General features: G+C 62.2%; 14 protein-coding genes. 5 read left to right on the forward strand and 9 right to left on the reverse strand.

The window, feature by feature from the left end:
• Position 1: 1 nt before the first annotated feature.
• Together KI235_RS06500 and pdxH are read left to right on the forward strand one after the other, a co-directional pair.
• Entirely contained in the window at positions 2-1,114 is a 1,113-nt protein-coding gene (locus KI235_RS06500; RefSeq protein WP_003198444.1) for an OmpA family protein, read from the forward strand.
• A 24-nt stretch (positions 1,115-1,138) separates the two neighbouring features.
• Positions 1,139-1,786 (forward strand): pyridoxamine 5'-phosphate oxidase, encoded by a 648-nt coding sequence (gene pdxH / locus KI235_RS06505; RefSeq protein WP_003198446.1) that lies wholly within the window; start codon positions 1,139-1,141, stop codon positions 1,784-1,786.
• Here the strand turns inward: pdxH and KI235_RS06510 are convergent.
• A complete protein-coding gene (locus KI235_RS06510) occupies positions 1,783-2,019 on the reverse strand; it encodes a hypothetical protein (RefSeq protein WP_003198448.1) in 237 nt (78 codons plus the stop codon). The two genes, pdxH and KI235_RS06510, sit on opposite strands and share 4 nt — an antisense overlap.
• Before the next feature lie 169 nt (positions 2,020-2,188).
• Between KI235_RS06510 and KI235_RS06515 the strand changes: the two genes are divergently transcribed.
• Positions 2,189-2,653 carry a glycine zipper 2TM domain-containing protein gene (locus KI235_RS06515; protein WP_003184697.1) on the forward strand — a complete coding sequence of 155 codons (465 nt, stop codon included), beginning with the start codon at positions 2,189-2,191 and terminating at the stop codon, positions 2,651-2,653.
• Between the two features lie 133 nt (positions 2,654-2,786).
• Here the strand turns inward: KI235_RS06515 and nhaA are convergent, their stop codons facing one another.
• Positions 2,787-3,974 carry a Na+/H+ antiporter NhaA gene (gene nhaA / locus KI235_RS06520; RefSeq protein WP_212795597.1) on the reverse strand — a complete coding sequence of 396 codons (1,188 nt, stop codon included), beginning with the start codon at positions 3,972-3,974 and terminating at the stop codon, positions 2,787-2,789.
• Positions 3,975-4,239: 265 nt separating this feature from the next.
• Here nhaA and KI235_RS06525 point away from each other — a divergent pair, with 265 nt between their 5' ends.
• Complete coding sequence (locus tag KI235_RS06525) at positions 4,240-5,337, forward strand: PLP-dependent cysteine synthase family protein (protein WP_172681393.1); 1,098 nt, start codon at positions 4,240-4,242, stop codon at positions 5,335-5,337.
• A gap of 158 nt (positions 5,338-5,495) precedes the next feature.
• Here KI235_RS06525 and KI235_RS06530 read toward each other — a convergent pair whose 3' ends face one another.
• From KI235_RS06530 to KI235_RS06540, 3 genes are all read right to left on the reverse strand, one after another.
• On the reverse strand, positions 5,496-7,109 hold the full coding sequence (locus KI235_RS06530; RefSeq protein ID WP_013692417.1) for an NAD(P)/FAD-dependent oxidoreductase: 1,614 nt from the start codon (positions 7,107-7,109) through the stop codon (positions 5,496-5,498).
• 73 nt (positions 7,110-7,182) lie between these two features.
• On the reverse strand, positions 7,183-7,857 hold the full coding sequence (locus tag KI235_RS06535; protein WP_003198460.1) for a hypothetical protein: 675 nt from the start codon (positions 7,855-7,857) through the stop codon (positions 7,183-7,185).
• 60 nt (positions 7,858-7,917) lie between these two features.
• On the reverse strand, positions 7,918-8,517 hold the full coding sequence (locus KI235_RS06540) for a short chain dehydrogenase (RefSeq protein ID WP_003198462.1): 600 nt from the start codon (positions 8,515-8,517) through the stop codon (positions 7,918-7,920).
• 104 nt (positions 8,518-8,621) lie between these two features.
• On the opposite strand from KI235_RS06540, the gene KI235_RS06545 reads away from it, so the two are divergent.
• Entirely contained in the window at positions 8,622-9,536 is a 915-nt protein-coding gene (locus tag KI235_RS06545; protein WP_003198464.1) for a LysR family transcriptional regulator, read from the forward strand.
• A gap of 122 nt (positions 9,537-9,658) precedes the next feature.
• On the opposite strand, the gene KI235_RS06550 is transcribed toward KI235_RS06545, so the two are convergent.
• The 4 genes from KI235_RS06550 to KI235_RS06565 are packed head-to-tail and all read right to left on the reverse strand — an operon-like array spanning position 9,659 to position 12,090.
• On the reverse strand, positions 9,659-10,138 hold the full coding sequence (locus KI235_RS06550) for a DoxX family protein (protein WP_013692420.1): 480 nt from the start codon (positions 10,136-10,138) through the stop codon (positions 9,659-9,661).
• A complete protein-coding gene (locus tag KI235_RS06555; protein WP_053161966.1) occupies positions 10,135-10,893 on the reverse strand; it encodes a DNA-binding domain-containing protein in 759 nt (252 codons plus the stop codon). Before KI235_RS06555 ends, KI235_RS06550 begins: the two co-directional genes overlap by 4 nt.
• Positions 10,890-11,759, reverse strand: coding sequence for a DUF692 domain-containing protein (locus KI235_RS06560; RefSeq protein ID WP_027912093.1), 870 nt, complete (start codon positions 11,757-11,759; stop codon positions 10,890-10,892). The genes KI235_RS06555 and KI235_RS06560 overlap by 4 nt, the downstream gene beginning before the upstream one ends.
• 25 nt (positions 11,760-11,784) lie before the next feature.
• On the reverse strand, positions 11,785-12,090 hold the full coding sequence (locus KI235_RS06565) for a DUF2282 domain-containing protein (RefSeq protein WP_013692423.1): 306 nt from the start codon (positions 12,088-12,090) through the stop codon (positions 11,785-11,787).
• Positions 12,091-12,234 lie beyond the last annotated feature (144 nt).

A 12,234-nucleotide genomic window follows, 5' to 3' on the forward strand; every position in this document is an offset into this window, starting at 1 on the left:
AATGTCATCGAATAAAACCCTCGCTCTGGCGCTGTGCTTCGCTATCACCGGTTGCGCACAAACCCCACAAAATGATGCCGAAGGCGGCAGTAGCTGGTGGTCGTTCGGCTCTTCCGACAAGGTCGTGGCCAAGGACACGGCGCCAGCGGCGCCTCTGAAACCGGCCGCCGTCGCACCGCAAGCCAAGGCGGAGAGCGCCACCCACTGGTGGTGGCCGTTCTCTTCCGATGATGCTGCCGACGTTGCGAAGAAAGATGACGTCAAGCCCCAGGACAAGCCTGAAGCCAAGGCGCCGGCCGTTGCCAAGGCCGAAGCCGAAAGCAACGGCAAGTGGTGGTGGCCGTTTGGCGGCAAGGATCAGGAAACCGCCAAGGCGGTGCCGATGCCCGATCCGAAAGTCACCCAGGCCTGGCTCGACGACTACGAGCCGAAGCTGCGCACGGCTATCCAGGACAGCAAGCTCCAACTCGAGCGCCGCGACAACGTGCTGGTGGTCACCGCGCCCGTGGACGGCTCCTTCAACCCGGACCGTCCGGCCATGCTGCTGCCCGTGACCCTAGGGCCGTTCACCCGCGTGGCGAAGATCCTTGAAGCCGACCCCAAGACCGCCGTGCTGATCCTCGGCCACGCCGACACCTCGGGCGCCGCACCTGCGAACCTGAAGCTCAGCCAGGAGCGTGCCCAGTCCGTGGCGGCGATTTTCCGTCTCAGCGGTCTGCAACGTGATCGCCTGATGCTGCGCGGCATGGGCGCAGTGGCGCCACGTGCGGCCAACGACAGTGTGGAAGGGCGTGCCTTGAACCGTCGCGTGGAACTGCTGGTCACGCCGGCCAACACCATGGTTGCGCTGCTGAGTAAATACAACATGCCAGCCCCCGCACCAGTGACGCTGGTGGCGGCCCAGGACGTGAAGCCCGTGGCCCCGGCCCCAGCGCCTGCGGCGAAAAAAGCCGTGACCCCGACCAGCAAAAAAGCACCGGCCAAAAAAGCCGTGGCCAAGGCACCTGCCAAGAAAGCCCCTGCCAAGGCCACTACCCCGGCGAAGAAAACCCAACCGGCCAAAGCCGCCACCGATACCAAGAAAGTCGCGGCCGCCGATACCCCCAAGCAGTGATGGGCTAACCACAAGGAACGCGCCATGACCCAACCGCTGGCTGATATGCGCCGCGACTACACCCGCGATGGCTTGACCGAGGCGCAAGCTCCGGCCGAGCCGTTTGCACTGTTCCACCAATGGTTCGCCGACGCGGTGAAAACCGAACAGGCCCCGGTGGAGGCCAACGCCATGACCTTGGCGACGGTGGATGCAGAAGGGCGCCCGCATTGCCGGATCCTGCTGCTCAAGGGCCTGGATGCCCTGGGTTTCACGTTCTTCACCAACTACGACAGCGCCAAGGGCCAGCAATTGGCCGCGAATCCATTCGCGGCCATGACGTTTTTCTGGCCGGCCCTGGAGCGCCAGGTGCGCATCGAGGGCAAAGTGGTGAAGGTCACCGCGCAGGAGTCGGACGCGTATTATCAGGTTCGCCCGCTAGGCAGCCGCCTCGGCGCCTGGGCTTCACCCCAGAGCCGAGTGATTTCAGGGCGCGCTGAGCTGGACGACTTGCTCAAGGCCACCGAACAACGCTTCAGCGACAGCCAACCGCACTGCCCGGAACATTGGGGCGGTTATCGTTTGCTGCCCGAGCGCATCGAGTTCTGGCAGGGGCGTCCGAGCCGCCTGCACGATCGCCTCAACTACCGCCTGCAAGGGGCGAACTGGACGCGCGAGCGTCTGGCGCCTTAACTTTCGGGGTAACCTGCCGCAGCGGTTTTAAGCCATTGCGGCAAGTCCCGGCGCTTGACCCCTTGCTCCCGGGCGCGGGCCAATTGTTGCAGCATGTAGGTCTTTTTCTGCTCATCCTGCCCCGCCAGGGACAGCGCCAGGTCGCGGTCCATCCAGCGTTTGATTCGTACGTACAGCCACCAGTGGAAGTACAAACCGGCCACGGTGACCGCGACGATGATGAAATAATCCATGAAAATCCCCGGGTTGATGACGCAGGTTTCGGAAATTGGCGCTACTGTTTGGTGAATTTTTCGGGTGCGCCTGTATCCCACCTGAATGAAAACAATTTTATCCCGGCGAGGCCGTGACAGGCGTCAAGCTGCGGAGTTTAATGAATCCCTGTCTTTTGGAGTTGATGCTATGCGTAAGTCTGTTTTGCTGGTTGCTTCCTTTTCCACGATGGCGATGTTGCTCACTGGCTGTCAGTCGAGCCTGACCGGTGACTCCTACTCCCGTGACGAAGCGCGTCGCGTGCAGACGATTCGCATGGGGACCATCGAGTCCTTGCGCCCTGTGAAGATCGAAGGCACCAAGACCCCGATCGGCGGTGCGGCCGGTGCGGTGGTCGGTGGTGTCGGTGGCAGTGCCATCGGTGGTGGCCGTGGCAGCATCGTCGCCGCTGTGATTGGCGCGGTAGCTGGTGGCCTGATTGGTTCTGCGACTGAGGAAGGCCTGACCCGTACCCAGGGTGTGGAAATCACCGTTCGTGAAGATGACGGTAGCATGCGCGCCTATGTGCAGCAGGTTCAGGAGAACGAGGTGTTCCGTGTGGGTGAGCGGGTTCGTATCTCCACTGTGGATGGTACGAGTCGCGTATCGCACTAAGCTTGAGTCGGTAAGAGAAAACGGCGCTTATTCCGGGAATGGAAAGCGCCGTTTTTTTATGGGGTTGGATTGGATTGGGTACATATCCGTTACCGCAGCAACGGATATGCACACCCCTCCTGGCAGCCAGGAATCAGCTTGGCAATGCCGACTGCTTGCGACTGGCCGCCGCCGTCACCGCATAACCAAGCAACGCCGCCAGGATCGAACCAGTGAGAATCCCCATCCGGTCCATGCCCGCGTAATCACTTACGCCAGGCTCGAACGCCAGGGACCCGACAAACAAGCTCATGGTGAACCCGATACCGCACAGGATCGCCACCCCCAATACCTGGCCCCAGTTGGCGCCAAGGGGCAGGCTGGCGATGCCGATTTTCACGGCCAGCCAGGTCAGGCCGAAGACGCCGACGGTCTTGCCCAGCAACAGGCCGATGGCAATGCCCATTGGCACATGATGGGTGAAGCTTTCGACGGTGACGCCGCTCAGGGACAAGCCGGCGTTGGCGAAGGCGAACAGCGGCAGGATGCCATAGGCCACCCAGGGATGCAGGGCATGTTCCAGGGTGAGCAGGGGCGAAGTCTCGGCGTTTTTCGTGCGCAGCGGGATGCAGAACGCGAGGGTTACCCCGGCCAGGGTGGCATGGACACCGCTCTTGAGCACGCAGACCCACAGAATCAGGCCCACAACCATGTAGGGCCCGAGCTTGACCACGCCCATCCGGTTCATCGCCACCAGCGCGGCGATGCAGGTTGCCGCCAGTATGAGCGACAGGCTGGACAGGGCGCCGGAGTAAAAGATCGCGATGATGATAATGGCGCCCAGGTCGTCGATGATCGCCAGGGTCATCAGGAACAGCTTGAGCGACACCGGCACCCGCTTGCCCAGCAAGGCCAGCACGCCGAGGGCGAACGCGATGTCGGTGGCCGTCGGAATTGCCCAGCCGGCGAGGGCGGGAGGATTGTCGCGGTTGAGGAACCAGTAGATCAGCGCCGGCACTACCATGCCGCCAATCGCTGCTGCACCGGGCAAGACGATTTGCGACGGTTTCGACAGTTGCCCGCCGAGGACCTCTCGCTTGACTTCGAGGCCGATGAGCAGGAAGAACATCGCCATCAAGCCGTCGTTGATCCACAGCAACAAGGGTTTGGCGATCTTCAACGCGCCGACCTGGGCGACCACCGGCGTGTCCAGCAGACCGTTATACAGCCAGGACAGCGGTGAATTATTGATGGCCAGGGCCAGCAGGGCGGCGGCGATCAGCAGCAGGCCGCTGGCAGCCTCCAGTTGGAAAAAACGTGTCAGAGAATTACGTAGAGCCACGATCGCTCTCCATTCATTGAATCAAAAAGATGGCACACCCTAACCCGTACTGTTAGTTGTTAAAACAAAAGTTATATTCTTTTTTGTTATATGTCGTTACAACGCTTGCTCCACGCAGTCAGGCAGTTATGGGCCATATTGGACCTTAGCTGTACCTGTGCGCGATGTCGGTTTTTTCCTAAGCTTGCGACTGGTTTTTCCGAGACCACGTTGCGCCTGCATGACCATCAGCTTTCCCCGCGTCGAACCGAGCCAGTGAGAAAACATCATGAACGACCATCGCCAGTGGGCGCGCGAAGCGATCCGCATCATCGAGGCTGACTTCCAGCGCAGCGCCGATACTCACCTGATTCCGCTGCCGCTGCCTGGCCTGCCGGGCATCGAACTGTATTTCAAGGATGAGTCCAGCCATCCCACCGGCAGCCTCAAGCATCGGCTGGCCCGTTCGCTGTTTCTCTACGCGTTGTGTAACGGCTGGCTCAAGCCCGGAGCGCCGGTGATCGAGGCCTCCAGCGGCTCGACGGCGATTTCCGAGGCTTACTTCGCCAGGTTGCTGGGCCTGCCGTTCATTGCGGTAATGCCGGCGACCACCTCCCGGGAAAAAATCGCACAGATCGCTTTCTATGGCGGCCAGAGCCACCTGGTAGACGATCCTACGCAGATCTACGCCGAATCCGAACGCTTGGCCCACGAGCATGATGGACACTTCATCGACCAATTCACCTACGCCGAGCGCGCCACGGACTGGCGGGCCAATAACAACATTGCCGAATCGATCTTCCAGCAGATGCGCTTCGAGCGGCACCCGGAGCCGAGCTGGTTGATTTCAAGCCCCGGCACTGGCGGCACCACGGCCACTCTGGGGCGCTACGTCCGTTATCGCCAGCACGGTACCCGCGTGCTGTGTGCCGACGCCGAGCGTTCAGTGTTCTTCGACTACTACCGCAGCGGCGATGCCAGCCTGCGCCTGGATTGCGGTTCACGCATCGAGGGTATCGGCCGGCCACGGGTCGAGGCGTCGTTCTTGCCGAAAGTCATCGATGCGATGGTCAAGGTCCCGGACGCCTTGTCATTGGCGGCCATGCATTACCTGGCCCAGCGCTTGGGACGACGGGTCGGCGGGTCCAGCGGCACCAACCTGATCGGCGCACTCATGGCGGCCCGGCAGATGGTGGATGCGGGTGAGTCGGGGTCGATCGTGGCGATTTTGTGTGACGGTGGCGAGCGCTACGCCACGACCTATTACGACCCGGTGTGGCTCAAGGCCCAGGGGTATGAGTTGAGCGGGCTGATGGACATCGTGGCGGCGTGTGTGGAACGGGGCGAGGCGCTGCCGGAGAGCGTGTTGCGGGCCAATATCTGAATCACTGAGGTCCCTTGTGGGAGCGAGCCTGCTCGCGATAGCGGTGGATCAGTCAACATCTGTGTTGATGACAGGCCGCCATCGCGAGCAAGCTCGCTCCCACAGGGTCATGCTGTTCACTCAGGCAAATTCTGCCTTGAGTGAACAGCATCGGCCCCTCAGGCCTCGAGCCCGAGGATATCCCGCGCCACCGCCTCGGCAATCCGGATCCCGTCCACGCCCGCCGACAGGATCCCGCCGGCATAACCGGCGCCTTCACCGGCCGGGAACAGGCCCTTGACGTTCAGGCTCTGCAGCGATTCGTTGCGGGTGATGCGCAGGGGCGATGAGGTGCGGGTTTCGATGCCAGTCAGCACGGCGTCGTGCAGCGAGTAACCGCGAATCTGTTTCTCGAACGCCGGCAGGGCCTCGCGGATCGCTTCGATGGCGAAATCCGGCAGGGCCAGGGCCAAATCGCCCAGGGACACCCCGGGCTTGTAGGACGGTTCGACGCTGCCCAGTGCCGTAGACGGTTTGCCGGCGATGAAGTCACCCACCAGTTGCGCCGGGGCCTCGTAGTTGCTGCCACCGAGTACGTACGCGTGGGATTCCAGGCGTTCCTGCAACTCGATCCCGGCCAGCGGGCCACCGGGATAATCCACTTCCGGGGTAATCCCGACGACGATGCCGGAGTTGGCGTTGCGCTCGTTGCGCGAATACTGGCTCATGCCGTTGGTCACGACGCGGTTCGGCTCGGACGTCGCGGCTACCACGGTGCCGCCCGGGCACATGCAGAAGCTGTACACCGAACGACCATTCTTGGCGTGGTGCACCAGTTTGTAGTCGGCGGCCCCAAGTTTCGGGTGGCCGGCGTACTTGCCCAGGCGCGCGCTGTCGATCAGCGATTGCGGGTGTTCGATACGGAAACCCACCGAGAACGGCTTGGCTTCCATGTACACGCCGCGGCTGTGGAGCATGCGGAAGGTGTCCCGGGCGCTGTGACCCAGGGCCAGGATCACATGTTTCGAATGAATCTGTTCGCCGTTGGCCAGTTCGACGCCGACCAGTTGGCCGTCTTCGATCAGCACATCGGTGACCCGCTGCTGGAAGCGTACTTCGCCGCCCAGGGCGCGAATCTGCTCACGCATGGTTTCCACCACACCTGTCAGACGGAACGTGCCGATGTGCGGCTTGCTGACGTAGAGGATTTCTTCCGGCGCTCCGGCCTTGACGAATTCGTGCAAAACCTTGCGGCCAAGGAATTTCGGATCCTTGATCTGGCTGTAGAGCTTGCCGTCGGAAAACGTCCCCGCGCCGCCTTCACCGAATTGCACGTTGGATTCGGGGTTGAGCACGCTTTTGCGCCACAGGCCCCAGGTGTCCTTGGTGCGCTGGCGCACTTCCGGGCCACGCTCGAGGATGATCGGCTTGAAGCCCATCTGTGCCAGCAGCAGGGCGGCGAAGATCCCGCACGGGCCGAAGCCGACCACGATCGGCCGCTCGCTCAGGTCAGCCGGTGCCTGGCCCACCACTTTGTAGCTGACATCCGGCGCCTCGTTGACGTTACGGTCATCGGCGAACTTGCGCAGCAGGCTGGCTTCGTCGCGCACCGTCAGGTCGATGGTGTAGATGAAGCACAGTTCGGAGGATTTCTTGCGCGCGTCGTAGCTGCGCTTGAACAAGGTGAAGTCGAGCAGGTCATCGCTGGCGATGCCCAGGCGTTGCACGATGGCGGGGCGCAGGTCTTCTTCGGGGTGGTCGATCGGCAGCTTGAGTTCGGTGATTCGTAACATGGTGGGATCCGGTTCGCGGGATGCACAACTGCACCAGGGCGTGAACCGGCGATTATAAGCCAAAACCGGCGAATCAGTCGTTGCGCGCACCACCGAAGTAGGCACAGCCACGCTGGACCTGACCGTTGACCCGCAGTTCGGCGCTCATGTGCTGCACACCGCCGGTGACGCTGTCGACGCAGCGCTGGGCGGCGAGCCAGAGCTCGACCTTCTGGCCGTTGGCTTCGGTGCTGAGATTGAAGCGACCATCGCCCAGTTGTTCTTCAAGGTAAGGCACCGCCAGTGTCGGTTGGCCTTCACGCTCGAGCACCATGCCTTTGCCGCTGGCCTTGAGGTTCCATTCCGGGCCATGACCGGCGGCACGCAAGACCAGCAGTTTGAAATTACCGTCATCGCAAGCGGTGCCCGAGCGCTCCAGGCGATACAACTGTTCCAGGTCCAACTGGCTGTCGGTGCCGGCCGCTGCGCTGGAGACGATACGGCCGCGCACATCGGCAAACAGCTTGCCCTGGTCATCGGCCAGGCTGGCGGCCTGCTGCAGCACGCTGGTGCCACCGCTGTCATTGACGATGTAGCGGCGCTGTTCCTGGCACGGCTGGAACACCAGCTTGCCGTCGGCCGCCGTGAGCTCGCCCTGCATACGCGTCTGGCCGGCGTGGGAGGCGCTCTGACGAGGGGCATCGAGCAATTGGCAGCCGGTGAACAGCGGCAGGAGGGCGACAAACAGCAGGGAGCGGGCGGCACGCATCATTGGGTCTCCAGACAAGTGCCGCCACGTTACTCAGACTGATCCTGCATCACAAGGGGGTTAGCCCACGTGAAAGGTCTGACCGGTTTGCAGGCCTTCGACACTCTTGGCGTAGGCCAATGCGACATCGACGGCCGGAACCGGTTTGTAGCCGCGGAAGTACGGGGCGTACTTGTCCATGGCTTCCAGCAACACGTTCGGGCTCACCGAGTTGACCCGCAAGCCCCGTGGCAACTCGATTGCCGCGGCGCGCACGAAACTGTCCAGGGCACCGTTGACCAGGGCCGCCGAAGCACCACTCTTGATCGGATCGTGGCTGAGCACGCCGGTGGTGAAAGTGAAGGACGCGCCGTCGTTGGCGAACTCGCGGCCGATCAGCAGCAGGTTGACCTGGCCCATCAGTTTGTCTTTCAGACCCAGGGCGAAGCTGTCTTCGGTCATGTCGGCCAGGGGCGCAAAGGTGACGTTGCCGGCGGCGCAAACCAGGGCATCAAAGCGGCCGGTCTTTGCGAACAAGGCACGGATCGAAGCGCTGTCGCTGATATCCACCTGCAGTTCACCGCTGTGGCGGCCGATTCGAACGATCTCGTGGCGCGGCGACAATTCGTTATCAATGGCCGAACCGATGGTGCCGTTAGCGCCGATCAACAGGATTTTCATGAGCTGTTCCTCAATGGGGTGAATGAGTTTTCAGTCTAGAGGGGTTCTTTCCATTGATAATCATGCTAATAGGCAGCCTTTGGTTTTCAATTGGAAACAATCCAATGAGCGAAATGGATGACCTGGCGGCGTTCGCCGTGTTGATGGAGGCCGGCAGCTTCACCCAGGCGGCCCAGCAGTTAGGCTGCAGCAAGGGCCAGTTGTCCAAGCGCATCAGTCTGTTGGAGAGGCGGTTTTCGGTGGTGTTGCTGCAACGCACCACGCGGCGCCTGAGCCTCACGGCGGCAGGGGCGGCGTTGCTGCCCCAGGCCCAGGCGCTGCTGGTGCAGGTAGAAAGGGCGCGTCAGGCATTGGCCCGGTTGAAGGACGATATTTCCGGACCGGTGCGTATGACGGTTCCGGTTTCGTTGGGCGAAACGTTCTTCGAAGGCTTGCTGATGGAGTTCGCTCGTACGTATCCCAACGTGCAGATCGAGCTGGAGCTCAACAACGGTTACCGTGACCTGACCCGCGATGGTTTCGATCTGGCGATCCGTTCCGACGCCGCCATCGACGAGCGGCTGGTGGCCCGGCCATTGTTGGCGTGGCACGAAATGACCTGCGCCAGCCCGGCCTACCTGGAACGCTATGGCGAACCTGAGACCCCTCAGGCCCTGGCTGAGCATCGCTGCCTGCTCAACAGCCACTACAGCGGCCGGGAAGAATGGCTTTACCACCAGCAACACGAACTGCTGCGGGTCCGAGTGTCGGGGCCGTTCGCCAGTAACCACTACAGCCTGCTGAAAAAAGCCGCCTTGGCCGGCGCCGGAATCGCCCGGCTGCCGTCGTACCTGCTGCATGAGGAGTTGGCCGACGGACGCCTGCACTGGCTGCTGCGCGACTACCAGACCCGGCGCATGCCGATGTACCTGGTGCACCCGTACCAGGGTGGATTGCCCAAGCGCACCCAGGTGCTGGCTGACTATCTGATCGACTGGTTCAAGCGCAGCGGCGAGGCGTTGGATCGGCTTCAGCGATAGTCCATCCATTGGACAGTCCCTGTGGGAGCGAGCTTGCTCGCGAAGGCGGTGGCACATCCGGCATTTGTGCAAGCTGACCCGCCGCTATCGCGAGCAAGCTCGCTCCCACAGGGGATCTGTGTTCAGTCGTGGGCGTAACGCCTGGCAATCAGGTGGTCGATGGACAGTACCCCCGGCCCGCGCGCCATCAGGTAGAGCAAGACCGCTGCCCAGGTGCCATGGGTCGGGTAGGCGTCCGGGTAGACGAACAGCTGGATGGTCAAGGTCATCCCCAGCAAGGCCAGCGCTGAAAAGCGTGTCGCCAGGCCAAACAGGATCAGGACCGGGAACACATGCTCGGCAGAGGCTGCCAGGTGCGCAGCCAGTTCCGGTGACAGCAACGGCAGGGCGTATTCGCTTTTGAACAGGGGAATGGTCGAGTCCGCCAGCCGCGGCAGACCGATCTGGAAGGTGCCGTCGAACAGGTCGATGGCCAGGCCTTCGATTTTGGTCTGGCCGGATTTCCAGAACACCGCGGCAATCGAGAATCGCGCGATGAAGGCGATCAGGCTGTGGGGGATTTTCTCCAGCCATTGAATGGAACCGGCAATCAGCGTGTTCATGGGGATACCTGTCCAGCTAGGAGGTGAGTGATAGCTCTGTGGCGAATGAGCCCCGCCAGGGTCTGTTCCAGGTCGAGGTCGATTGAGGTTTCAATGGCGGCGGTCAGGGACCGCCCCTGTTGCAGGGCGCTGATGAACCCATGGGCCGCGTGATTGATCGCGAACACTTGCACATCGAGGCCGTCGCGCAGCACCAAGGCGTTTTGTGCAGCAGACGCCTCGAACGGTACGGGTGTCTCGTGCTGATGGGCGGCCCAGATCGTCACCACGGCGAAGGGCGATTGCAGCAGCCGCAGTGACGGGTGCAGACCGATCTTCAGGTGCCTTGTCAGCGTGGGGGATGACAGCGCCTCGACGATGCGTTCTTGCGCCATGGGCTCGGCGTCGGCGGCATGCCAGGCTTGCAGGTGCAGTCGTTCCAGGCGGGCGACGTCCGCCAGATACGGTACGCAGGCGGCGGGTTCGAAGCCTTCGATGAACCCGGCAAAATCATCCCCATAGTTGCTCATCACCGGGCTTCGCGGTGGCGCCGACTGGACGTAGACCCCAGCCATGCCTCGGAAAAATTCCTCGCCCACCAGTTGCGTCACCACCGGGTAATTGTCGGCCAGGGCGTTGATCAATGAGCTGAGCACGTTATTGCGGTACACCGCGAAGCGGCTCTGCGGGTCGGCGCCGTTGGCGCTGACCAGGCCGGGCGGACAAGCCTTGCGCGGGTCGAGCAGGGCGGCGGCGAATGTGCGCTGGTCGCTCATGACCGGGCTCCAACGGCATTTAAAAGTTGATCGGCCTGGCGCGCTTCGGCCAGCAGCACCTCCCATGGGGGGATGTGGTTGTCGCGCTCGATCAAGGTGGCTACCGGCCCGGTCTGCGCCAGAACCTTGAGGTACAGCTGCCAGACTGCGTTGTCGATTGGCGCGCCGTGGTCGTCTATCAACAGACGCTCGCCAAGGCTGTCGGTGTCTTCGGCAAAACCGGCCAGATGGATTTCGCCGGTCGCTTGCAGCGGCAGGGCGTTGAGGTAGGCCAGTGGATCGCGGCGGTGGTTGATGCACGAAACGTAAACGTTGTTCACATCCAGCAGCAGGCCGCAGCCGGTGCGCCGGATCACTTCGCTGATGAAGTGTGGCTCGTCGAGTGTCGAGGCTTCGAACGCCAGATAGGTCGCCGGGTTCTCCAGCAAGAGCGTGCGTTTGAGGCTGGACTGCACCTGGTCGACGTGTTCGCAGACACGGTCTAGGGTCGCTTCGTCGTAGGCCAGGGGGAGCAGGTCATTGAGGAACACCGGGCCGTGGCTGGACCAGGCCAGGTGTTCGGAAAAGGATTGGGGCTGATAGCGGTCGATCAATGCGGCCAGGCGCTGCAAATGCGCGATATCCAGCGGCCCCTCCCCTCCGATCGACAGGCCGACGCCGTGCAGCGACAGCGGGTACTGTTCGCGTATCCGCCCCAGGAAGTGGTGAAGCGGCCCGCCGGCCACCATGTAGTTTTCCGCGTGCACTTCGAAAAAGCCCAGATCCGGTTGGGTCTGGAGCACCTCACGAAAATGCTCGCTCTTGAGCCCCAACCCTGCCCTTGGCGGCAGCCGGTTATCAGTGGCGAGGGATGGGGTATTCAACATGCTGGCGGGCCTCCGGCAGATGCGATCAGGACTTGGCTTTGAACGCTTCGAGCTGGCCGAAACCGGTGGGGGAGGTTTCGCTTTTGGTAGTGGTGCAAGTGCCTTTGGGTACCGATTTCCAGGCGTTGCCCTGATAGTCCATTTTCGCCGTACCGGCGCAGGTGGTGCCGGCACCGGCGGCGCAGTTGTTCTTGCCTTTGAGGGCGACACCGAAGCATTTCTCCATGGTGTCGTCGGCTGCGTGGACGGTCGAGACGGCTGTCATGCTCAGGGCAGAACCCAGGGCCAGGATCAGGGCGGTGGCGGACAGGGTGCGGGTCGAAACAGTCATGATGATTCTCCAGTCATTCAGGGAAATGAACCGGCGTTAGCGCCGGTCTGCTGAACTAGAGAAGGGGGATGGGGAAGTGTTACAGCGGGTCCTCGATTTTTTTGTCTACTCCAAAAAAAACGGCCCGAAGGCCGTTTTTCTATA

Source organism: Pseudomonas sp. St386, assembly GCF_018325865.1.
Lineage (GTDB): Bacteria > Pseudomonadota > Gammaproteobacteria > Pseudomonadales > Pseudomonadaceae > Aquipseudomonas > Aquipseudomonas brassicacearum.